We start from the raw sequence: 23,613 nt of genomic DNA, 5'->3' as shown, positions 1-23,613 counted from the left end.
GTTAAAGGTTGGAAGGGTTAGGGTGCTTAGCCTTCTTACCCTCTTCCTTCCGACCTTTATTCATATTTCAATGCATCAATCGGATTGGCCTTCGCTACTTTTACCGATTGCAAACTGACCGTTAAAACTGCAATTAAAACGGATATTACGATGGCAAGTAAAAAGGGTATGAACGAGATAGACACACGATACTCAAAAGCAGAAAGCCATTTATTGATAATGATATAGGCTAAAGGAAATGCGATGATATTGGCAATGGCCACTAGCTTTATAAAATCTTTATTTAGCAATACGAGGATATTGCCCGTACTGGCGCCTAAAACCTTACGGATACTGATTTCCTTTTTGCGTTGCTCGGCCATAAAAAGTGCCAGGCCTAATAAGCCTAAACAGGAAATGAAAATGGCGAAACCGCCAAACCAGTTGGAAAGTGAGCCTAAAAGTTTTTCGTTTTTAAATTTAACTTCAAAAGATTCGTTTACAAATTTGCGGTTGACAGGATAATTAGGTTCCATTTGCTTTACTAATTCATCAATTTTAGACAGTGATGAACTGATGTTCTGATTTGGATTTAAACGTACAATGATCACCCTTGCATCATGATTTCCACTTTTTCTAAAAATCATCGGGGCTACTCTTTGGTAAGCACTTTCTACTACAAAATCTTTTACTATGCCAACAGTAGTTAGTTTGTTACCCCAAAAAGTAATTACCTTCCCAATTGGATTCTTTAACCCCATCATTCTCACAGCCGCCTCATTTAACAATACGCTAGCTGTGTCATTCGGAAATTTAGCAGAAAACTCCCTGCCACTAATCATTTTTGTACCAATGGTTTCAACGAAATCATATCCTATTGCCCTATGGTTAAAAGAAATATTCTCGTTCGGGTTTTTACCTTCCCAATCTATACTGGTAGTATTATCTCCACCTTCAGTAAAATCAGTGCTGAAAGAAGTAACATTGCTTACAGCGCCTGATGCCAGCAGCTGGGTTTTAAGCAACTCCAGTTTAGCGGCATCATTTATTTTACCTACAACAGCGATTTGAATTAAATTGGATTTATCGTAACCAACAGGCTTGTTTTTAACGTAGTTAAGCTGCTGATAAATAACTGCTGTACAAATAATTAAAGCTGCAGCAAAAACAAATTGACCAACCACTAATACTTTCCTCACCGAAGTGGATGAATCTGTTTTCAGGGTGAAGCCTTTTAAAACTTTAATAGGCTCAAAAGAAGAAAGATAAAGTGCCGGATAGCTACCAGCAATTAATCCTGTTAAAACCATTAGACCGAATAAGGTCAGCCAAAACAAGCTATTGTGATAATCTATTGATAGTTTAATATCCAGCAAACTGTTAAAATATGGCAAACTAACTTCAATTAAGATAAAAGCTAAAACTGTAGAGATAAATGTGATGAGGAGTGATTCTAAAAAGAACTGATTAATTAACGATTTACGTGTTGACCCAATTGCTTTACGAACGCCAACTTCTTTTGCCCTGCGCTCTGACCTTGCTGTAGATAAATTCATAAAATTTACACAGGCAATTAATAAAATGCAAAAGGCTAGCAATAAGAATATTCTAAGCTGATCTATTTTTCCACCTACCGATTTGCCGTTCACAAAGTCGTCGTACAGATGCCATTTGTTTAAGGGATGTAACAAAGCAACCGACAAATTATCTTTCTGATTACGTTTGTAAATACCATGCATCAAATTATTTGCAGCAGAGAAAAAGTTATTATCCTGTAATTGAACAAGTGTTAAACACATATTATTTCCCCAATTACCCTCCTTGGCCCAGGTTTCCCGTTTTTCGAACAATGCCCAAGGCATGATGCACTCAAAAGCCAAACTACTATTTGCAGGTACATCTTCTATTACAGCTTCAACCTTTAATACATCCTCATTTTCCAGCTTTACCATTTTGTTAATTGGATCTTCATTTCCAAATAACTTTTTTGCAAAAGATTCGGTCAGGATAATGGTATTTACATCTTTTAAAACCTGTGCCGGATTACCTTCAAGAAATTTGTAATCTAATATTTTAATGAAATTATGGTCGGCAAATATGGCACTACTATTTAGTTTATTATCGCCAACAGTAATTAACTGTTTTCTTGGATAGGTTGTGTGGGAGGCATACTTAACACCAGGGATTTTCTCCTGCACTTCTTTAGCCATCACATTAGGTGTCCACGCCCAGCTAAAAGTTTTACCACTTGCCTCCATGTTTTGATAAACCACATAAGTTTTATCGTGATTAGAAAATTGCTTATCATAACTCCATTCATAAGCTACATAAAGCAATAAAACCATACAACTGGCCAAACCAAGGGCTAAGCCACCTATATTGATCAGAGAGAAGCCTTTGTTTTTCCAAAGGTTGCGCAGGGCTATTTTCAGGTTTAATTTGAACATATTTGTTAAGGTTGAAGGTTGGATGGTTAAAAGTTTGGAAGGTTTGAGCGCATCAACTATACGCCATCTACCTTTAAGTCTTTTACCTGATGGTTGCCAATCCCAAATCTTCCCATCCGGGAAGATTTTTGGGCTGACTTATTATTAACTAAACTAAAATCTTTTCTTACCAGGTATAAGTTTTAGGGCTGAGGGTTTAAGGTGGACTAACCCCTACGCCTTAAACCTTTTACCTTAAGCCTCTATATCAGTTCTTCATTCCGGCTTTTGTTAATCTTTTCGGAAATCACATGTCCATCTTTGAGGTTGATGATTCTATTCGAAAAACTGGCATCATGACTGGAGTGTGTAACCATTACAATAGTAGTTCCGGTTTCATTCAGCTCGCAGAGCAACTCCATTACTTCGTTACCATGCGAGCTATCCAGGTTTCCGGTAGGCTCATCGGCCAGAACCAGTTTCGGTTTGGTTACCAGCGCTCTTGCTACCGCTACTCTTTGCTGCTGTCCGCCAGATAACTGTTGAGGAAAATGTCCGCTCCGGTTTACAATATTCATTCGCTCAATAATTTCGTTTACCAACTGTTTACGTTCTGCAGCAGGGATCTTATTATAAATCAAGGGCAGTTCAATGTTTTCAAAAACGGTTAATTCATCGATCAGATTGAAATTCTGAAAAACGAATCCCATATTTTTTTTACGGAAATTTGAACGTTCTCTGTCGTTAAGTGTCAAAAGCTCCGTATCTATAAATTTGTAACTTCCACTTTCGGGTTTATCTAATAAACCCATTACATTTAACAAGGTAGATTTCCCACAGCCTGATGGGCCCATGATGGAAACAAACTCTCCTGCTGCAACATGAAGGTTAATTCCGTTAAGTGCAGTAGTTTCTACTTCCTCCGTTTTGTAAACTTTTTCCAGATTTTCTATTTTTATCATAATTCTAGTATCAAGTATTTAGTATCAGGTATCAAGATCTGATTGTATTTTTGTTTAATTTTAACCCATTTTTTAAAAAGCTCCAAACTCCAAACTCCAAACTCCAAACTCCAAACGCCAAACCCCAAACCCCAAACGCTAATCCTATTTATTAATCTCCACCTGATCGTATTGGTTAAACTGATCATAGGATGAAGTAATTACCTCGTCGCCCTTCTGCAAACCATCTAATATTTCATAATAGAGATAATTTTTCCGACCGATTTTAACATTTTTCTTGGTTGCTTTCCTATTGTTTACCACAAAAACCCAGGAGCCACCTGTACTCTGGAAAAACTGCCCTTGAGCAAGAAGCAACGACTTGCTATTATCAGACAAAGTTAATTTTGTTTGCAATGATAATCCTCGGCGTAAACCTTCGGGTGCCGCACCTTTAAACACCATTTCTACCTGGAACTGCCCTGCTGTAACCTCAGGGATAACTTTACTTACGGTTAAGTTATAAGTTTTACCATTAAATTCACAGTTAGCTGTTTGTCCTTCTTTTACCCGATTAATGTAATATTCATCCACACCTGCCTGAAGTTTATAACCTTGCAATACGTCTATCTTTCCGATCATTTCATTAGAATTGTACGATTTACCGATTACCGGATCGTAAGAAGAGAGTTTCCCGGAAACGGGAGCTTTGATGGTCATATTTTCGATGTTCTTGCGGATCATCTCCAAACTTTCGTTCATCTGCCCCATCGATTGATCGATCTGAGCCAGTTGCATTTTACGGCTTTGGTTTTCCTGTTTAATGGCCTGACGTACAATTTTCAATTTGCCTTGATAATATTCATAATCCTGGTTCGATTTATTAAATTCCTGAAGCGTAATCACCTTTTTGGCAAAAAGTGCACTATCTAACCGATATTGACGGGTTGCCGTACGCAAATTATTCTCTACATCCAATACATCCTGATTCAGGATTCTTTGATTCTGTTCCAAATCTAACCTCGATTTACGCAATTGGTTAATTTGTTCGGTAGCGGCTGTTTGTTGTGAAGTATAGCCCAACATGGCATTTGAATTTGCGATCCGCAGTAACGGTGTACCTTTCACTACAGATGCCCCATTTTCAGTAAAAATCTCCGCAACTGTACCACCTTCTGATGAACTGACAATAACTGAGGTTAAGGGAACTACACTGGCATTTAACAGTACCACATCTTCAAAATCGCCATATTCTACTTTACTAATGGTTAATTTATCGGCATCGGCACTATAAACTTTTTTGAGGGATAAAGTATAGCCATAAATTACAACTGCTACAAAAGCAATTGCGCCACCTATTATTAATAAGGTTTTAGTGCTAAATCTTTTTTTCTCTATTTTCTTATCCATGTGTTCGGTTGTACTGTTTTGTTTGACTAATAACCAAGGCTATGCCAAAAGCAAAATAAACAAGTAATAAACTAATAATCAAATAGTTAATGTCTTAATTATTTTTTACATGTTCATTATCGTACACTCCGTGTGCGGGAGCGGACAGTTTTATTAAATTTGCCTCGCCTATCATCCATTCGTTGGAAATAGGATTCGCAAAAAGTATAAGTTTATATAAATGAATAGAGAGAGGTTATGCTAGACGCCACAGTTTTAATTATTGATGATGACGACGATATCTTGCTCAGTGCACGTTTGTTTTTAAAACAACAGGTAAAGCAGGTAATTACGTGCAAATCGCCTAAAGAAATCAATGTTTTATTGAGCAAAAATGAAATCGATATCATCCTGCTGGACATGAACTATCAGAAAGGTGCCAGCGATGGCAGAGAAGGGCTGTATTGGTTAGAACATATTTTATCAATTGATAAAGATTATGTAGTGATATTAATGACTGCTTTTGGTCATGTTGAACTGGCGGTAAAAGCCATCAAAAAAGGAGCTACCGATTTTATTCTTAAACCCTGGGAAAATGAAAAACTATTTGCTACCATTTCATCCGCATCTAAACTTCGCGAATCGACCAAAAAGGTAAAAAAGCTGGAAAAAATACATTCATCGCTCCAAAAAGACCTTACCAGAGGTTTCGAAAATATTGTTGGCCAGGCAAATGAAATAAAGCAATTACAACATACCCTCTTAAAAGTAGCCCCTACTGATGCCAATGTATTGATCCTTGGTGAAAACGGAACGGGGAAACAGGTTTTCGCCTATGAGATCCACGGAAACTCACATAGGAAAAACCAGGTGTTTATGCATGTTGATTTAGGCGCTTTAAATGAAAATTTATTTGAGAGCGAATTATTTGGTTATGCTAAAGGCGCTTTTACCGATGCCAAAGAAGATAAACCCGGCCGCTTTGAACTAGCCGATGGCGGAACAATTTTTTTAGATGAGATTGGAAATTTAACACTACCGCTCCAGGCCAAATTGTTAAGCGTTTTACAAAACCGTACGGTTACCCGTTTGGGTGAGAGTAAAGAGCGCAGGGTGAATGTACGTCTCATCACGGCAACAAACATGCCTTTGAATGAAATGGCGGCGAAAAACACATTCAGGCAGGATTTATTGTTCCGCATTAATACCGTAGAACTTTTATTGCCAGCCTTACGCCAACGTGGAACAGATATTTTACTATTAGCCAACCACTTTATGCAGGTTTTTAGTTCAAAATACCATAAAAATATACAAAAACTAAGTAATAAGGTCCAGGAAGCATTGTTGCAGTATAAATGGCCGGGCAATGTACGCGAGCTACAGCACGTTTTAGAAAGAGCAGTTATTATGAGCGACGGCGCTGATATTACGGAAGATGATCTGCAGTTAAGTCCGCAACGCTATGCACAGAATAACACTTTACCAGATGAAATGGCGCTGGAGGATATGGAAAAAATGATGGTGCAGAAAGCCATTGATAAACACAAAGGCAATATATCAAAAGCCGCAGCAGAACTGGGTTTAACCCGGGCGGCACTTTATAGAAGAATTGAAAAATTTGGAATCTAAGCTGAAAGCTAAAAGACCAAAGCTTAAAGCATTAGTCTTTCACCTTTAAGCTTTTAGCTTTAAAAATTATGTTCTACCAACGCTTTACCTTCCGTTTAATATTCCGCCTGCTGATCATTAATCTGCTGGGCTACCTATTGTTTTACCTCATCAAAAATACGGAGCTCTGGTTTACTATTATCGGGGTTGCACTGATATTAATGGGTACCATCATTTCACTTTACTACTATATCAATCAGATCCGATCGGATATTAACCGATTCATTTTGGCCGTAAAAACAAGAGATCATACCTTAAACTTCAAAAACAAGGCAACTAAAGGCAGTTTTCCGGAATTATATGAGTCATTTGGTGATATTTTACTGGTACATAAACAGATCAGGTTGGAACAGGAGGCCATGTTTCAGCTGATCAAAACCATTTTAGAGCAGGTTCCGGTTGGTGTGATAGTAGTAAGCAATACAACAGCAGAAAAAGATGATGAAATTGCCTTTTTTAATCAGGCGGCTTCTAACCTTTTAGGCGTACCTGCCTATAAATATTGGCATCGGTTAAAGCAGCATCTCCCCATATTCGGGACCGAAATAGAACAGATTTTAACCGGTGGAAAGCGGTTTCTGGAACTTAAAATCCAGGATAAGCTGATCCAGTTATCTACAGAAGTAATTCCCTTAAACCTTTACGGGAAGAACTATTTCATTATCAGTTTCCAGAATATTAAGGATGAAATTGAGCAAAAAGAAACAGAAGCCTGGAACAGGTTAGTTGGCGTTATTTCACACGAAATTTTAAATTCCATCACACCCATTAGCTCATTGTCGGATACGATCAATAAAATGGTTACCGATAAAGAGAATTTAACAGAAGATGAAATGGATGACCTTAGAACAGCGCTGCACACCATTCAAAGGCGTTCATCTGGTTTATTGGATTTTGTTAAAGATTACCGCTTAATTGCCGAACTCCCTACACCAAACCTCGAACCGCATACCATTGGCGAAATATTGAAACACATTAAGGTGCTAATGCAGCCATTTGCCAAAGTAAAAAATGTAGTGCTGGATGTGGAACAGACATCATCAAAAATCACCATTCAATTAGATCTGAAATTAATAGAACAAGTATTGATCAACCTCATCACCAACAGTATTTATGCAGTCGAAAATAAGGAAATGCCTTATATCAACGTCAATTACCGTTTAGAAAACACCAAACTGTATATAGATGTTACCGATAATGGAAGAGGCATAGATGCTACTGATCTGGAAAAAATATTTGTTCCATTTTACACCACCAGGAAAAATGGATCGGGCATAGGATTAACCATTAGCCGCAACATTATGAAGATGCACAGAGGCAGTATCGAAGTAGTTTCTACTCCTGAAAGTAGTACAACTTTTTCGCTGGTATTTAATTATGTTTAATCATTTAAATGTTTTTTTGAACTAAAAATTCAAACAAAACCAATTTGATATGCTTTTAAAGATGTAGATACATCAATACGAGCATGAAGACAGTTATAATATCGAACAGACTCCCCGTTAAAATCATTGAAGAGAACAACGAATATACGTTTATTCCCAGCGAGGGTGGCCTTGCCACCGGCCTTGGCGACGTATACAAATCAGGCAATTCCATATGGATCGGATGGCCGGGAATCGAGGTTCCTGAAGAACGCCAGGAAGAAGTTACACAAAAGCTTGCTGAACTAAACCTCTTTCCGGTTTTCCTCACCCAAAACGAAATTAACTTATATTACGAGGGCTTTTCCAATGAGGTATTATGGCCTGTATTTCATTATCTCGTTACCTATGCTCATTACGAACAAAGTTATTGGGACTGTTACCAATCTGTTAATGAGAAATTTGCAAAAAGCGCTATGCAGGTACTGGGCAGAAAAGATAAAATCTGGATTCAAGACTATCAACTGCTCCTTTTACCAGGTATTTTGAGAGAAAAACTCCCAAATGCGACCATTGGGTTTTTTCAGCATATCCCCTTTCCATCATACGAAATATTCAGGCTAATCCCTTGGCGGGAAGAATTGTTAAATGGCCTTATAGGTGCCGATTTAATCGGTTTTCACACTTACGATGATGTGCGTCACTTTATCAGCACAGCCACACGTTTGCTTCCCGTACAATCGTCATCTAACGTACTCAATAGCCACGAAAGGCAAATTGTAGTAGAAGCTTTTCCAATGGGGATTGATTTTGATAAATTTTCTGACTTACCAGCCACAGAAAAAGTAAAGAATGAAATCAATTATTTCAGGACAGGGAAAGAAGATATGAAAGTAATCCTTTCTATTGATCGTTTAGATTATAGTAAAGGCATACTCGAAAGATTGAAAGCCATGGAATTATTGCTTCAACATCATCCCGAATATATTGGCAAAATCGAACTTTTCATGATTGTGGTTCCTTCAAGGGATACTGTACCACAATATAGTGAACTAAGAGATCAGATTGATCAGTTTGTTGGAAATTTAAATGCAAGGTATCGTTCCATGAACTGGATTCCGGTAAATTATTTTTACCGCTCCTTTCCCATTGAAGTACTTTCTGCACTTTATTCAACTGCCGATATCTGCCTGGTAACGCCTATGCGTGATGGAATGAATCTGGTAAGTAAAGAATATGTGGCCAGCCGGAACCGAAATGATGGTGTATTGATTTTAAGCGAAATGGCCGGCGCTTCCAAAGAATTAACTGATGCTGTAATTGTTAACCCGAATAATATGGGCGACATTATGGAAGCCATTGTAACTGCACTAAAAATGCCTTTGGAAGAGCAGCAGCTACGCATGACAGCCATGCGGGCAATAGTAGAAAAATTTAACGTTAAACATTGGGTTAACAATTTTATTTTAAGATTAAACGAAGTGAAAGATTCTCAAAAGTCATTATTGACCAAACATGCAGTAAATTCAATTAATGAAGTAATTGCTGCGAAATATGCGAAAACAACCGATAGAGTTTTATTTTTGGATTACGACGGCACACTGGTAGATTTTACCGGAAATATTGATGATGCCTCACCTGATGACGAACTTTATGATTTAGTTGAAAACCTGACCATTGATCATGCCAACAAAGTAGTGATTATCAGCGGAAGGAGACATGAAACACTGGAACAATGGTTTGGCCATTTAAAGGTTGACCTCATTGCTGAGCATGGCGCATGGCAAAAATCTTACGGCGATAAATGGAACAGTCTGCCACTACTTACCGATCAATGGAAACTGGAAATAAAAGCTTTATTGGAAACCTATACCGATCGTACCCCAGGATCGTTTATTGAAGAAAAAAGTTATTCATTGGTATGGCATTACCGAAAAGCAGAAGAGGGATTAGGTGATTTAAGGGCCAATGAAATTGTTAGCCATATGAAAATCCTTGCTGCTGATAAAGGCCTGCAGTTAATGCCAGGCAATAAAGTAATTGAGTTTAAGAATATAGAAGTTAATAAAGGAAAAGCTGCATTAAACTGGTTATACGATAAAAACCCTGATTTCATTCTGGCATTAGGCGACGACCATACCGACGAAGACATTTTCAAAGTATTGCCAGATGATGCCTTTACCATAAAAGTCGGTAATAACATTTCGGAAGCAAAGTATTACCTGAATGATTTTAAAGAGGTTAGAAAACTGCTTTGGAGTTTGGTTAAAGAAGAATTTGTAGAGCGGGGTTAATAAATATCTCGCCAATTCATATAACAATGCTAAGGTCTGTGTCCGCACAGACCTTTTTCTTACGAAAGAAATCGTCAACACTGAACTTCCGCCTGGCCAGTCGGACGGGTGTTTAAGGGTCTTTATTTATACTAAAGATCTCTCCATTCCACTGCGTTTCATCCGATAGCTATCGGATCGAGATGACGATTTTTTTATAGGAAATCCAATAGTAAGTTCAATATCCCTACAGACTCTTTTTTACCAAAATAAATCGTCATTTCGAGCGGACTGCAATTCGGTCGATATCTGAGATCGCCACCCTGAACTTCCGAACTGGTGTTCCAGGGTCTTGATTTACACTAAAGATCTCTCCATTCCACTGCGTTTCATCCGATAGCTATCGGATCGAGATGACGACTTTTTTATTATTATAAAAACTTTGACAACTTAATATGCGTGGTGCGTGTTAAAGTTGTCAAAGCTTTGGTGTTTTTAGCCGGTCGAGATTTGTAATCTCGACCACTAAGCTGTGGATTTGTAATCCACCTTCATTACAAAAATATCGGCCTGTCCAGTTTAATGGCAATACGATAAGCCGCGTTCATTAAACCTACATGGCTATAAGCTTGCGGGAAATTACCCCATTGGCTGCCGGTTTTAGCATCAACGTCTTCACTAAATAACAGCAGGTGGTTACAGTATTTAATGATGTTTTCAAATTCCTTAATGGCTTCATCAGTACGACCCACACAAGCCAAGGCTTCCACGTACCAAAAAGCACAGATTAAAAACGTGGTTTTTGGTTTACCGAAATCATCAGCATGTAAGTAGCGATAGAAAAGTCCATCTTCGGTTTTCAATTCTTTTTCCAATGCGATTAAATGGTCCTTTGCCCGGTCAGAAGCCGGATCTAAGTAATTCATCATAATCAGTTGCAAAGTGCTGGCATCCAAATGTGGACTTCCTACTGCATTGGTATATACTTTCCGGTCAGGATCATAACAAGCTTCTATATGCGCTGCCGCCTTTTCAATTAGAATTTCTGCCCGCCTTTCGAAATCTTCATTACCGATGGTTTTGGCCATTTTTAGCGCGGCTTGTGCGCCCGCCCATTGAAACAGGTTACTATAACAATGTACATTGGCAATATTTCTAAACTCCCATATTCCGGCATCCTTTTCGTCAATGGTGCGTTCAATTTTAGAAAGTACACTTTCAATCCATTTTACCGAATCTCCACGTTCAGAAAAAACAAAACGGTGGTCGGTATAAAGGGGTAACATAGAGATTAAAACCTGACCATAAATATCATTTTGAATATGTTCGTAGGCTTGGTTTCCTATCCTGATCGGCTTTTCGCCTTTGTAACCTTCCAAATGATCTAACGTACGTTCGGTAATTTGTCTTTCGCCTGCAATACCATACAAAGGCTGGTAACGTACATCTTCAGCCTGAGAAATATCAGACAGGTAATTAAAATGCCGTTCCATTTCTTCAAAATGCCCAATATGATTTAAAGATGTGAGCACATAATGCGAATCGCGGAGCCAACAATAGCGGTAATCCCAGTTTCGTGTACTACCTGGCGATTCTGGCAAACTGGTTGTACTTGCAGCTATAATAGCTCCTGTATCTTCGTATTGATGGATTTTTAGAACCAAAGCCGATCTGATTACAAATGGCTGGTAAAAACCTGCTATCGATGAATGTTTAATCCATAAACGCCAATAAGAAACGGTTTCTCTTAAAAAATTCTCTGCTGTACTAACTATGGGAGCCTCTAAATTTTGCCCATAAGTCATGATAAGATATTTAGGCTCATTCAGTACAAATGCTTTTTCGTCAAAAATATACGTTAGCGATACATTGGTACTTAAGCGGATATTTTCATCGCAACCCAGATAATCAATGTGATTGCTGCCCCTGCTTGAGCGCATTTTATTTTTTCCATAGTCGCAAACCGGCTCACACTTAATGGTAATACGTGGATTGCCCTCCAAAGGTTCGATCTTTCTGATAAACATCAGCGGCTTAAAATAGCGATCGTATAAATGAAAACGTGGTGCAAAATCTGTTATGCGGTATTTTCCATCTTCAGCGGTAATCTCTGTCCTTAAAACATTGGTGTTTTCGATGTAATATTGATCAGAGGTGAATTCGCCCTGAGGCAAGATTGAAAATTCGCCTCCTTTTTTCTCATCCAATAAACTGCCAAATACAAAAGGGCTATCAAAGCGCGGCCAGCAAAGCCAAGATATATTAGTATTTTTATTTACGTGAGCAATGAAAGCGCAATTTCCTATAATTCCTGTTTGATAAAGGTGCTTTTCGGTCATAAACTATTTTTTGTTTATGTACTAACAAGCTTATGGGGAAAATGTTGGTAGAAAAAGAAAAAGACCTTGTAACTTCTAAATCTCGCAGGTTTTCGAAAACGCGAAGTCTATTTAATATAACGAAAGGCCAGTTTTTTTTGAAAAAGTATGGTTTGTGCTGATGGCGGCCAGCAGTCCTGCTACCGCTGCAAGTTCTTACTCGTACCTCGCTCCGGGCTCGCTTGATCAGGTTTGTGAACAAAGGGGTCTGCAACTGGAGAGAAGTATGGATTAAAACTGAAAAGACCTTACAGGTTTAGAAACCTGTAAGGTCTGGAAAGATTCTTCGTTTCACGAGAATAACAATATTGCTAAATCACTGTACCGCTGGGCACCACTGCTCCCTTTTTAATGACCACTATCCCATCTTTAACAGCGTAAAGTTCAAAATCTCCATCTTCTAAATGGTCGCCGCCATTAATTTTCACATCATTTCCGATGCGACAATTTTTATCGATGATGGCATTGTTAATGAAACAACGGTCGCCGATACCGATCAAGGAATTCCCTTTATCGTTTTCTTCCTGTATCTCTTCCAAAGTCTGGTACCTGTCGCTACCCATAATATAAGCATTGGTAATTACCGTATCCTTTCCAATTCTCGAACGGATTCCTAAAACAGCATGTTCTACCCTGCTGGCCTGAATAATACAGCCTTCGGCAATAATGGTTTTATCTAAAGTAGTACCTGAAATTTTTGATGGCGGTAACATCCTTGCTCTGGTGAAAATAGCATGGTTACTATCAAACATGTTAAATTTAGGTATTTCATCCGTCAGGCCTAAATTGGCTTCAAAGAAAGATGAAATGTTACCGATGTCAGTCCAATACCCTTCATACTGATAACTTAAAACCCTACTTTCAGTAATGGCTCTCGGCAAAATTTCCTTACCGAAATCCTTTTCCTCTTCGTTATCATTTAAGATATTGATCAGGTAATCGCGGTTAAAAACGTAGATACCCATCGATGCCAGAAAGTTACGTCCTTCGCCCTGCATGTCTTCACCCGTATCAGAAACCCAAGCCTCCAAGCCTGTTTTGGGTTTTTCGATAAAAGAGGTGATCATGTTTTCCTCATCAGCCTTTAAAATACCAAAATCAGTTGCATCTTTTGCCGTTACCGGAATAGTAGCAATGGTAATTTCTGCATTGGCTTCGATGTGTTTCTCAATCATATCTTTAAAATCCATCTGGTAAAGCTGATCGCCAGATAGGATTAAGATATAATCAAACTCATGAGAAACAATGTGATGCATACACTGACGGACAGCATCTGCTGTACCCTGGAACCAGCCAGAGTTTTGCACCGTTTGTTCAGCAGCCAAAATATCAACAAAAGCCGTACTGAAATGACTAAAATGATAGGTATTTTTAATGTGTTTGTTAAGTGACGCCGAATTAAACTGCGTTAACACAAACATGCGATGGATACCCGAGTTGAGACAGTTCGAGATTGGAATGTCTACCAAACGATATTTACCAGCTATCGGAACTGCCGGTTTAGAACGTGTTTGTGTTAGTGGCGATAATCTAGAGCCCTGGCCACCGCCAAGGATAACGCCTAAAACTTTGTCAGTCATGCTTAAGCTTATTTTAAATTTTGGTATAATTCTATATAATTCAAGGCTGCCCTATCCCATGAATGATCAATTTTCATCATGGTTTTTCTTACAGCTTTAAAGGCTTTTTTATCATTGTAAAATGCAACTGCACGGTTAATGGAATGCGTAACATCCCAAATGCTCGTTTGATCGTGGCAGATCCCGAAACCATTGTCGCCAATATCGATTACGGTATCTCTCAGCCCACCTACCCTACGTACAATCGGAACAGTGCCATAACGTAAGGCATATAACTGGTTCAATCCACAAGGCTCCACTCTTGATGGCATGATCAGGAAGTCTGCACCAGCATACATTTGATGCGAAACCTGTTCGTTATAACCGATATAAGCATTGTATCTACCGCCAAAGAAATCCTTCAACTGGTTTAACCTTCCTTCCACCCAACTATCTCCCGAGCCTAAAACTAAAACATTAATGTTATCGCCATGCTGTTGCAAAGCGGTATAAAAAATGTCGGGTAAAATATCGGCACCTTTTTCATCAACCAACCTTCCGATAAAAGTAAAAAGTGGTTTAGATGAATCTAATTGAAAAACATCACAGAGTGCTTTTTTGTTTGCCAATTTTCCAGCTTCAACCGTTTTTAAATTGTAACCTTTGCTCAGCATCGGATCTGTCTCTGGATTCCAGACCTCGTTATCAATTCCATTTAATATTCCAACTGATTTCCACAGCTCCTGTCTCAACAAACTTTCCAGTCCGCGGGCCTGTCCCATCATTTCTTCCAGGTAAGTCGGCGATACCGTGGTTACTTTCCAGGCACACTTAATAGCCGAAGCCAAAGGGTTTATCGCATCATCCCAGCCAAGTAAACCGCCCTTCCATAAATCGAATGCCGGTAAATAGTATAATTTATCCCAGCCAAACTGTCCCTGGTATTGTGCGTTATGAATGGTTAAAACCGTTGGCACACTACTAATTGGCTTATATTTTACACTATTTGAAACCATAAAAGGAATTAAACCAGTATGGTGATCGTGACAATGAATTACGTCAGGACGATGTTCCCATTGTACAATCCAATCTAGTGTAGCAATTTGGAAAGCAACGAATCTTTCGGTATCATCGCCATAGCCATAAACATTTGGGCGGTCGGTTAAACCCTGTATATGAACCAGGTATAAATCGAATCCGAGTTTGTTGGTCTTTTCTTTTAAAATGCGGTACTGGAAGTGGTTATTCCCATAGTTTGCCCATGCATCGTACGTCACTTCAAATTCGCTTTCGCGGATGAATTTGGTATCGTAGGCAGGCACAACCACTTTGGCAATGTGGCCTAGTTTATTCTGATATTTTGGTAAAGCCCCTACTACATCGGCTAAACCACCAACTTTTGCAACAGGGTAACACTCGGCGCTTATATGTATAATTTCCATCAACTATTTGGTGTAGATAACCCAAGTAAGTTACTAATTGTTTTAAGCTTTGCAAATAATGTAAATTATAATTTTAGTTGATTATTTTAAAGGAAAAAACCTCATCTCGACTAAAGCAAAGTGGAATGGAGAGATAAAAGTCAGATATTTTTTTGATTAAAAAGTGAATGTTTGGTTCTTTGTGGCGGCCTGTAGCCCTGCTTTACGCTATAAGTCCTCGCTGCGCTCCGGGCTTCCGCTCCAATCAGGCTTAAAAACAAAGTTGGTTCCTGTCAAACGTAGGAAACATAAATTTCAGCGATGATCATCTTAAATCTGCGGGGGATAAAAAACAAAAAAAAACCGCTTAAATCCATAAGCGGTTTTTAACAACAAAACAAATATATTTTTTGGTTTAATATCTAATATTCTTCGGCGATAATCTCGTAAAAATCGCGGATGGGTTGAAATTGAGGATGTAACGATACTACATCGCCAAAAACCAATAAAGCCGGAGCCGTTATTTTTTTATCTTCAACAACCTCAGCTATGGTATCAACAATACCTACTGCAATTTTTTCTTCTGGTGTAGAACCATTTTGAATTACCGCTACTGGCAACAAATTTTTATTTTCTGCCTGAAAAATAGCCGCAATCTCTTTAACCTTTTCAATCCCGTTTAAAACAACAATGGTGGCTTTCGTTTTCGCAGCAATGTATAAATCTTCAGAAATTTCTCCTTTGGCATTTGTTCCGGTTACCGCCCAGAAACTTTCGCTCAGATCTTTATAAATCATTGGGATCTTCTGCAAACTTGGTGCCCCAGTAGCACTCGAAATACCCGGAATAATTTCAGTTGGAATACTGTAAGATTCTGCTACATCTATTTCTTCATATCCTTTTGCAAAGAAAAACGGATCACCACTTTTTAAACGTACAACATGGCCATAGTTTAAAGCATAATCAACAATGAGCTTGTTCACCGCATCCTGAGAGAATGATTCATCATCAGAACGTTTGCCCACATAAACCTTCGGGATACCATCTGGCGCATGACACAATAAAGCCTCGTTCACATTTGCATCATACAAAACAACATCAGCTGTTTTTAATGCTTTAACCCCTTTTAAACTAAATAAATCCGGGTCACCAGGACCTGCACCTATTAAAGTAATTCTTGGTTCAATGTTCGCTTTTTCTACTTTATTCAAAATCATAACAGATAATTTAAGCTTGTTATACGTTTGTCAACAAAACAAATATATAAAGTCTATAGGAATTATAGTAATTTATTGTAAAATAATTTTCTTTGTCATTCTGGACGAAGTGAAGAATCTTTATAAAAGTGGTTTTTAGCTTAATAAGATCCTTCGATTCCGCTACCATTGACAGCCCAATAGAAAGATCGTCATTGCGAGGCACGAAGCAATCTTAAAGCGCTCGCTACTAGCGATAGTTGTAAGATTGCCTGCCTGCAGCAGGAAAACGGCAGATAAAAATTAGATCTTAGCGAGACGCTAAGACCAGATATGAACGGGAAATAAAATTATGTCTTAGCGAGACGCTAAGACCAGATATGAGATATTAACACGGTAGACCCTGAAATAAATTCAGGGTGACGGGTCGCGATAGAAAATATCTCCGTGCCTTTGTACCTCCGTGGCAAAAAAACTGAACAAGGTCTTAGCGGGACACTAAGACCAGACACTATATTGAGATATTAACAAGGTAGACCCTGAAATAAATTAGGGTGACGGGTCACGATAGAAAATATCTCCGTGCTTTTATGCTTCCAAAGAAAAAAAGCTAAACAAGGTCGTAGCGGGACGCTAAGACCAGAGTCTTTGGAATGAAAGATCCTTCGCTGCGCTACCATTGACAGAGTCCACTAGTTCGATCGTCATTCTCGCGCATGTGGAGATTCCCAATCAAGTTGGGAATGACGATTTCTTGATGGATATTACCTAATTAAATTTTATCTGTCAATAATATTAATTTTTATATCATAAATTATTCCTAAGGATGACAAATTAGGTTTATTTACAATTCACTTCTGAAAAGGTAAACTTCCCTGCTTCATAATTAATGGGTTTCCCTTTTACGAAATACGATCTACCCAACGTGGTTTCAATCTGCGCAACCCCCATAATGAGTTTACCATCTTTCTTTAAAAATGCCAATGGATTGGTAAATGCCTTTGTAGTATCGTTACCCGTGTTAAACCGATAATCGACCAGTAAAGTATCACCATTAAATTTACCGTTTATCTTCCCGTTATTTTGAGGCTTGTCAGCATACTTTACCAGTAATGAACCGGTTACTTTACCAGATGCCATAGTTTTCACGATCATAGCTGCACTGTCTTTTTCAAAAAGAGCAGCATAACAGGTTTGATTGATTACCGAATCCTTTTTTGCGGTATCAGCCTTTTTATCTGATTGGTTACAGGCAAAAACAAATGGAACAGTTGCAAAAACGAAGTACAAAAGATTTCTTTTCATATGGTTTGGGATTTGGATTTCCTTTTATAATATAATAAAGAGATGAAAAATTTGAATCATTTCCATAAGTTAAATATACAAAAACCCTTTTACGAAAAACGGGACTACCATTTGGTGCCCCGTTGAAATTGCTTTCACTTTAAGTCTTACCTAAAGCTTTCCATGATTATATTTGGTTGTGGTTCTCTACATCAGGATTTCCAGGATCGCAGGATTTTAGGATCAATGAGTTGAATTAAAAATTTGACTTTTTCTATCATCCATTCGCCATCCTCCATCTCACATTCTCCCTCTTACATCTTACATTTTTCCATCTTACATCTTATACCCTACTCCACCGCAGCCCTGAACATCAGTGCGCCTACAGTTAAGTTAGTACGCGTATCCACTAAAATTGCTGAACCATTTGCGCGGTTATCATCATATAAATCAAAAGCTAAAGCATCAGCGGTTTTCACAATCACACGGCCGATATCATTCAGTTTAAATACTTCTGCGGCATGTTTCTCTAGGGTATTGATATCTACCTTATGCAGAATTTCGCTAATTTTACATTTAGTAACCTTGCTGTTATGTTGAATGTTATACATAATCGAGGTATCCAATGCACGGGTATCCATCCAGCAGAGATCGGCCTCAATCAGTTTTGTTTCCTGTGGCAAGGCCGATGCATTTACAATGGTATCGCCACGGCTGATATCTACGTCATCTTTTAAGTGGATAATAACCGATTGACCAGCGTGTGCTGCATCAAGGGTTTCATCAAAAAACTCAATCTTTTCTACAACAGAGCTTGCTCCTGAAGGAAGGACAGTAACTTTATCATTTACATTAAAGGTTCCACTTAATATGCGACCGGCATAACCGCGGTAATCGTGCAGCTCTTCTGTTTGAGGTCGAACCACCCATTGTACAGGCATACGCGCCAGTTGTGATCGGTCTAAATGATCAGTATCTACCTTTTCTAAAAAATGTAACAGACTTTCACCTTCATACCACTGCATGGTTTCGGATGCCTGCACCACATTATCGCCTTTTAAGGCACTCACCGGGATATAAGTGACATCAGCCAGTTTTAACTGTTGTGCAAGGATTTTGTATTTACCGATGATTGAACTGTAAACGGTTTCACTATAATCAACCATATCCATTTTATTAATGCAGACCACCACATGTTTAATGCCCAGTAAGGAAACAATATAAGAGTGACGGATGGTCTGTTCTACCACACCGTTACGGGCATCGATTAATATAATGGCTAAATTAGCGGTGGAAGCACCCGTAACCATATTTCTGGTATATTGAATATGACCCGGGGTATCGGCTATAATAAATTTACGCTTTTCCGTTTGAAAGTATTTGTAAGCTACATCGATGGTGATACCCTGCTCGCGTTCTGCCCTTAAACCATCTGTCAAAATAGCTAAATCTATTGTTCCATCATCATTTTTGCGGTTAGAGCGCTGCAAAGCCTCTAATTGATCGGCTAAAATAGAATCTGTATCGTATAACAAACGGCCGATTAAGGTACTTTTACCATCATCAACACTGCCTGCTGTGAAAAATTTTAATATGTTCATTTTTTTTAGATTTGAGATATGAGATAATAGATATGAGACGGATGCAAGATTCTCAAAATCTCACGTCACCCTTAAAATAATAGATATGAGATTAGACAGATGCAAGGTTCTCAAATCTCACATCTAAAATCTCACGTCTCTCCTTAAAAATATCCTCCCTTTTTTCTATCTTCCATTGCGGCTTCAGAAACTTTATCATCTAAACGTGCACCACGTTCTGAAATTTTGGAAGCGCTGATTTCTGAAATAATATCATCAATTAGAAAGGCATCCGATTCTACCGCGGCGGTGCAAGACATATCGCCAACTGTGCGGAAACGAACCTGTTTGCGTTCGACAACGTCCTCATCATCCATATTTAAAAACGGAGAAGCCGCCATCAATTGTCCATTGCGGGTAATGCAATCGCGTTCGTGAGAGAAATAAATACTTGGCAAATCTATTTTCTCCCTGCGGATATAATTCCAAACATCTAATTCTGTCCAGTTACTGATCGGAAATACACGGATATTTTCTCCTTTGTGGATTTTACCGTTGTAAATGTTCCAAAGTTCAGGACGTTGGCGTTTCGGGTCCCATTGACCAAATTCATCACGAACAGAGAAAATACGCTCTTTTGCTCTGGCCTTTTCTTCGTCTCTGCGTGCTCCACCAATACAGGCATCAAACTGGTATTTAGCAATCGTATCAAGTAAAGTTACCGTCTGCAAGGCATTTCTACTGGCATTCTTACCAGTCTGCTCTACTACTTTTGCCTGATCTATAGATTCCTGAACCGACCCAATAATGAGTTTTTCTCCAATCCGCTCTACCATTTGATCACGGTATGTAATGGTTTCTTCGAAATTATGGCCGGTATCTATGTGCACCAAAGGAAAAGGAAATTTCCCCGGACGGAAAGCTTTTTCTGCCAAACGAACCAAAGTAATTGAATCCTTACCACCTGAAAATAACAGCGCCGGTTTTTCAAACTGACCTGCTACTTCACGTAAAATGTGAATAGCCTCAGCCTCTAGTTCATCTAAATAATCAAAATTATATGTACTCATTATTAAGTGTTGTCTTTGTTGTTGTTAATTGTTGGAAGGTTTGAAAGTTGAAAGGTTACATCCATTTTCCATCTTCCATTTCACTTCTTCCATCACGAAGCGGCATGTAAACCACATTCTTTTTTGCTCTGGTCTTCCCACCACCATCTTCCAGCCCTAAAATCCTCCCCTGGCTGCACGGCTCTTGTACACGGCGCACATCCTATGCTGGGAAAACCCTTATCGTGCAAAGTATTGTACACAATGTTGTTCTCTTGAATATAAGTTTTTACATCATCCAGCGTCCAATCGAAAATAGGATGGAATTTAATCAACTGATTGCCTTCGTCCCATTCTAAATCGTGCATATCTTCGCGGTTGGCACTCTGATCTGCCCTAATGCCTGTTATCCAGATTTCGTTCCCTTCCAATGCTCTTTTTAAAGGTTCTATTTTACGGATGTAACAGCATTCTTTTCTGTTTTCGACCGATTCGTAAAAGCTATTGGGGCCTTTTGTATTTACCATATCCTGTAACAGTTCGTTTTGTGGATAATAGGCATGAATGGGTTTGTTGTAAATTTCTAATGTACGGTTCCAAACGTAATAGGTTTCCGGAAATAAACGTCCGGTTTCTAAAGTAAAAACCTTAATCGGAATATTATTGGCAAAAATTAAGTGGGTAATGACCTGGTCTTCCCAGCCAAAACTGGTCGAAAATATAATACGGCCGGCATATTGCTCTGCCAAAAATTTCAGTTTATCAATTGTACTTAAACCTACTAGAGTTGTTTTGATCTCCTCTAAGTTCCCCATCACTAAATTAATTTTAAAATAAACATAATTACACTCCGTAAGCTTACAATCATCACAATAATCCCCACAGCAACCATAATGGTTTTTGCAGAAATTTTGTTGGATACTTTTGCGGCTATTGGCGATGCAATTGCACTACCGATTATTAAACCCACAACAGCTTCCCAGTGTTTGCCACCCAACATCGTAAAAAAGGTAAGCGAACTTAACGTGGCAATAAAAAAGCGGCTGATTTTTACCGTACCCAAAGAAAATAATGGGTGCCTGCCACCGGCAATTAAACTGGATAATACGATCGATCCCCAGCCACCGCCAAATGCTGCATCGATAAAACCACCAACAAAACCCAATAAACCAATTTTTTTGATTTTTTGATCGGCTTTTTTTCTTTTGATGTTAAAAGCTTTCATTAAAATAACAGCCCCCAGAAATAGCGTGTAAACAGCAACAACCGGTTTAACATAACTGCTGTAATGTTCTAATGAGGAGAGAATGTAGGCACCTAAAACAGCCCCGATTATGGCAGGAAGAATTAAAATTTTAAATAATTTCCAATTTACATTGCCCATGCGGTAATGCATCCATCCTGCAATTCCGTTACTCATCACTTCCGAAATGTGGATAGCCATGCTGGCTGATGCGGGAGGTAAACCCATCGCCAGCGAAAACGATGCCGTGGTAACCCCGTACGACATCCCAATGGCTCCATCTATTAATGCAAATACAAATCCAGCGCCTAAAAACCAATAAAACAATGGATCTATATTGATTAAAAAATGCTGAAATTCTGGCTCGGTATTCCACAAAGAAAATCCGATAGCCCCAATCAATAAAACCGATGCTACCCAGATTAACCATTTGATATTCTGCTCGGCAAAACTTTTCTTTGGGTTAATTAAACTTTTGGTAACCTTATTCAGTTTTTTAACCTTTGCAGAAAAATCGCCGTTTAAGGTTTGGCGTAAGGCACTCATATTTTGTAAGGTTTCATCCAGCTCTGCTGGTAAACCTTCGTTTAAAATCTGCTTTAACCGTTTGGCGATGGTTGGCGATTTACCATTTGTAGAAATGGCAATCTTTAAATCGCCTTTTTGAACGATAGATCCCAAATAGAAATCGCACAGTTCCGGCTTGTCAGCCACGTTGATCAACAAACCACGCTCGTGCGTAACCTTTCTGATTTCCTCATTTAAAATGTAGTTATTGGTTGCAGCAAAAACGATATCAATATCGTTCAGGTCATCTACGTCAAAACTTTTTTGCTTAACTTTTATCAGCGGATAATTTGCAACAAGTGCATAAACCTCAGGCGAAACCTGCTCTGCCACAATAGTAATGGTAGCACTATGACTATTATTTACAATTGCCGTTAATTTCTCTAAGCCGATATTACCAGCACCAATTAATAATGTACGCAGCTTGTTCAGCTTTATAAAAACCGGGAAAAGCTGGTTGCCTTTTTCTTCTTCAGAAAAAGACGTTGCATTATTAATTTGGCTAGGCAATACTTGCATATTGTTTAATTAGTTTCTTGAATGATGGATGTAATGATACAACTTCTCCAAAAATTAATAAAGCAGGTGCTTTAATATTTTCTTGCTGCACCAAACCTGCTATGGTTTCAACTACACCAACAATTAATTTTTCATCCGTCGCAGATCCATTTTGCACCACCGCAGCCGGTAAATTATGTTTGCCTGCAGCTTTAAAAATCTCTACAATTTTTGCAAGTTTTTTAAGTCCCATCAGCACTAAAACAGTAGCTTTTGATTGTGCGGCCTGATAAATATCGGCCGAAACTTCGCCGGAAGTGGTGGTTCCGGTAATGACCCAAAAACTTTCGCTCATGCCGCGGTGCGTAACCGGTATCTGTTGTAAACCCGGCACACCGATCGAACTCGAAATGCCCGGAATTACACTTACAGGAATACTATAGGATGCAGCGTAATCCAACTCTTCATATCCCCTACCAAATACAAATGGATCGCCACCCTTTAAACGCACTACGTGACCATAGTTTAAGGCATAATCAATCATTAATTTATTGATGGTATCCTGTGGATAGGAATGTTCACCTGAACGTTTTCCTACATAAACTTTAATGGCGGCTGCCGGAGCATGCGCTAATAAAGCTTCGTTAGTTAAAGCATCATACAACACCACATCAGCAGTTTGCAAAGCCTTCACCCCTTTTAACGTTAATAGATCCGGATCGCCAGGACCTGCGCCTAGCAGGGTAATTCTTGATTCTATATTTTGATTAACCATGTTTCTTTTTAATTATTGAATTT

Annotated in this window: 16 protein-coding genes; 3 read left to right on the top strand and 13 right to left on the bottom strand. The window is 38.7% G+C overall.

Annotation, left to right across the window (positions count from 1 at the left end; all coding sequences use genetic code 11):
* Nucleotides 1-56 precede the first annotated feature (56 nt).
* The 3 genes from BLR60_RS11205 to BLR60_RS11190 all read right to left on the bottom strand — a co-directional run bounded on the left by BLR60_RS11205 (nucleotide 57) and on the right by BLR60_RS11190 (nucleotide 4,756).
* On the bottom strand, nucleotides 57-2,426 hold the full coding sequence (locus tag BLR60_RS11205) for an ABC transporter permease (RefSeq protein WP_090499766.1): 2,370 nt from the start codon (nucleotides 2,424-2,426) through the stop codon (nucleotides 57-59).
* 242 nt (nucleotides 2,427-2,668) lie between these two features.
* Entirely contained in the window at nucleotides 2,669-3,367 is a 699-nt protein-coding gene (locus BLR60_RS11200; protein ID WP_090499764.1) for an ABC transporter ATP-binding protein, read from the bottom strand.
* Between the two features lie 144 nt (nucleotides 3,368-3,511).
* Nucleotides 3,512-4,756 (bottom strand): efflux RND transporter periplasmic adaptor subunit, encoded by a 1,245-nt coding sequence (locus tag BLR60_RS11190; RefSeq protein ID WP_090499760.1) that lies wholly within the window; start codon nucleotides 4,754-4,756, stop codon nucleotides 3,512-3,514.
* Nucleotides 4,757-4,993: 237 nt separating this feature from the next.
* On the opposite strand from BLR60_RS11190, the gene BLR60_RS11185 reads away from it, so the two are divergent.
* The 3 genes from BLR60_RS11185 to BLR60_RS11175 all read left to right on the top strand — a co-directional run bounded on the left by BLR60_RS11185 (nucleotide 4,994) and on the right by BLR60_RS11175 (nucleotide 10,061).
* A complete protein-coding gene (locus BLR60_RS11185; protein WP_090499757.1) occupies nucleotides 4,994-6,364 on the top strand; it encodes a sigma-54-dependent transcriptional regulator in 1,371 nt (456 codons plus the stop codon).
* 68 nt (nucleotides 6,365-6,432) lie between these two features.
* A complete protein-coding gene (locus tag BLR60_RS11180; protein WP_090499755.1) occupies nucleotides 6,433-7,788 on the top strand; it encodes a sensor histidine kinase in 1,356 nt (451 codons plus the stop codon).
* 83 nt (nucleotides 7,789-7,871) lie between these two features.
* Nucleotides 7,872-10,061: a bifunctional alpha,alpha-trehalose-phosphate synthase (UDP-forming)/trehalose-phosphatase gene (locus tag BLR60_RS11175; RefSeq protein WP_090499753.1), complete on the top strand. Its 2,190-nt coding sequence runs from the start codon at nucleotides 7,872-7,874 to the stop codon at nucleotides 10,059-10,061.
* A gap of 533 nt (nucleotides 10,062-10,594) precedes the next feature.
* On the opposite strand, the gene BLR60_RS11170 is transcribed toward BLR60_RS11175, so the two are convergent.
* From BLR60_RS11170 to cobA (BLR60_RS11125), 10 genes are all read right to left on the bottom strand, one after another.
* Nucleotides 10,595-12,379, bottom strand: a complete 1,785-nt coding sequence (locus BLR60_RS11170; RefSeq protein WP_090499751.1) for a glycoside hydrolase family 15 protein — start codon at nucleotides 12,377-12,379, stop codon at nucleotides 10,595-10,597.
* A gap of 350 nt (nucleotides 12,380-12,729) precedes the next feature.
* Nucleotides 12,730-13,998 (bottom strand): glucose-1-phosphate adenylyltransferase, encoded by a 1,269-nt coding sequence (locus BLR60_RS11165; protein ID WP_090499749.1) that lies wholly within the window; start codon nucleotides 13,996-13,998, stop codon nucleotides 12,730-12,732.
* 8 nt (nucleotides 13,999-14,006) lie between these two features.
* A complete protein-coding gene (locus tag BLR60_RS11160; RefSeq protein ID WP_090499746.1) occupies nucleotides 14,007-15,419 on the bottom strand; it encodes a glycogen synthase in 1,413 nt (470 codons plus the stop codon).
* 401 nt (nucleotides 15,420-15,820) lie between these two features.
* Entirely contained in the window at nucleotides 15,821-16,615 is a 795-nt protein-coding gene (cobA, locus tag BLR60_RS11155) for a uroporphyrinogen-III C-methyltransferase (RefSeq protein ID WP_090499744.1), read from the bottom strand.
* An 819-nt stretch (nucleotides 16,616-17,434) separates the two neighbouring features.
* Nucleotides 17,435-17,899: a hypothetical protein gene (locus BLR60_RS11150; RefSeq protein WP_090499742.1), complete on the bottom strand. Its 465-nt coding sequence runs from the start codon at nucleotides 17,897-17,899 to the stop codon at nucleotides 17,435-17,437.
* Nucleotides 17,900-18,228: 329 nt separating this feature from the next.
* Entirely contained in the window at nucleotides 18,229-19,479 is a 1,251-nt protein-coding gene (locus tag BLR60_RS11145; RefSeq protein WP_090499740.1) for a sulfate adenylyltransferase subunit 1, read from the bottom strand.
* Nucleotides 19,480-19,622: 143 nt separating this feature from the next.
* On the bottom strand, nucleotides 19,623-20,528 hold the full coding sequence (gene cysD, locus BLR60_RS11140) for a sulfate adenylyltransferase subunit CysD (protein ID WP_090499738.1): 906 nt from the start codon (nucleotides 20,526-20,528) through the stop codon (nucleotides 19,623-19,625).
* 92 nt (nucleotides 20,529-20,620) lie between these two features.
* Entirely contained in the window at nucleotides 20,621-21,322 is a 702-nt protein-coding gene (locus tag BLR60_RS11135) for a phosphoadenylyl-sulfate reductase (RefSeq protein WP_090499735.1), read from the bottom strand.
* A gap of 2 nt (nucleotides 21,323-21,324) precedes the next feature.
* On the bottom strand, nucleotides 21,325-22,836 hold the full coding sequence (locus BLR60_RS11130; RefSeq protein WP_090499733.1) for a TSUP family transporter: 1,512 nt from the start codon (nucleotides 22,834-22,836) through the stop codon (nucleotides 21,325-21,327).
* Nucleotides 22,820-23,590: a uroporphyrinogen-III C-methyltransferase gene (cobA, locus tag BLR60_RS11125; protein ID WP_090499732.1), complete on the bottom strand. Its 771-nt coding sequence runs from the start codon at nucleotides 23,588-23,590 to the stop codon at nucleotides 22,820-22,822. Before cobA (BLR60_RS11125) ends, BLR60_RS11130 begins: the two co-directional genes overlap by 17 nt.
* Nucleotides 23,591-23,613 lie beyond the last annotated feature (23 nt).

Source organism: Pedobacter terrae (genome assembly GCF_900100705.1).
GTDB classification, from domain to species: domain Bacteria; phylum Bacteroidota; class Bacteroidia; order Sphingobacteriales; family Sphingobacteriaceae; genus Pedobacter; species Pedobacter terrae.
This window is presented reverse-complemented; position numbering and strand designations above follow the sequence as displayed.

What these genes read in the sequence shown, in the direction of transcription:
- BLR60_RS11205 (WP_090499766.1), bottom strand. Translation starts at nt 2,426, where the DNA reads ATGTTCAAATTAAACCTGAAAATAGCCCTGCGCAACCTTTGGAAAAAC.
- BLR60_RS11200 (WP_090499764.1), bottom strand. Translation starts at nt 3,367, where the DNA reads ATGATAAAAATAGAAAATCTGGAAAAAGTTTACAAAACGGAGGAAGTA.
- BLR60_RS11190 (WP_090499760.1), bottom strand. Translation starts at nt 4,756, where the DNA reads ATGGATAAGAAAATAGAGAAAAAAAGATTTAGCACTAAAACCTTATTA.
- BLR60_RS11185 (WP_090499757.1), top strand. Translation starts at nt 4,994, where the DNA reads ATGCTAGACGCCACAGTTTTAATTATTGATGATGACGACGATATCTTG.
- BLR60_RS11180 (WP_090499755.1), top strand. Translation starts at nt 6,433, where the DNA reads ATGTTCTACCAACGCTTTACCTTCCGTTTAATATTCCGCCTGCTGATC.
- BLR60_RS11175 (WP_090499753.1), top strand. Translation starts at nt 7,872, where the DNA reads ATGAAGACAGTTATAATATCGAACAGACTCCCCGTTAAAATCATTGAA.
- BLR60_RS11170 (WP_090499751.1), bottom strand. Translation starts at nt 12,379, where the DNA reads ATGACCGAAAAGCACCTTTATCAAACAGGAATTATAGGAAATTGCGCT.
- BLR60_RS11165 (WP_090499749.1), bottom strand. Translation starts at nt 13,998, where the DNA reads ATGACTGACAAAGTTTTAGGCGTTATCCTTGGCGGTGGCCAGGGCTCT.
- BLR60_RS11160 (WP_090499746.1), bottom strand. Translation starts at nt 15,419, where the DNA reads ATGGAAATTATACATATAAGCGCCGAGTGTTACCCTGTTGCAAAAGTT.
- cobA (WP_090499744.1), bottom strand. Translation starts at nt 16,615, where the DNA reads ATGATTTTGAATAAAGTAGAAAAAGCGAACATTGAACCAAGAATTACT.
- BLR60_RS11150 (WP_090499742.1), bottom strand. Translation starts at nt 17,899, where the DNA reads ATGAAAAGAAATCTTTTGTACTTCGTTTTTGCAACTGTTCCATTTGTT.
- BLR60_RS11145 (WP_090499740.1), bottom strand. Translation starts at nt 19,479, where the DNA reads ATGAACATATTAAAATTTTTCACAGCAGGCAGTGTTGATGATGGTAAA.
- cysD (WP_090499738.1), bottom strand. Translation starts at nt 20,528, where the DNA reads ATGAGTACATATAATTTTGATTATTTAGATGAACTAGAGGCTGAGGCT.
- BLR60_RS11135 (WP_090499735.1), bottom strand. Translation starts at nt 21,322, where the DNA reads ATGGGGAACTTAGAGGAGATCAAAACAACTCTAGTAGGTTTAAGTACA.
- BLR60_RS11130 (WP_090499733.1), bottom strand. Translation starts at nt 22,836, where the DNA reads ATGCAAGTATTGCCTAGCCAAATTAATAATGCAACGTCTTTTTCTGAA.
- cobA (WP_090499732.1), bottom strand. Translation starts at nt 23,590, where the DNA reads ATGGTTAATCAAAATATAGAATCAAGAATTACCCTGCTAGGCGCAGGT.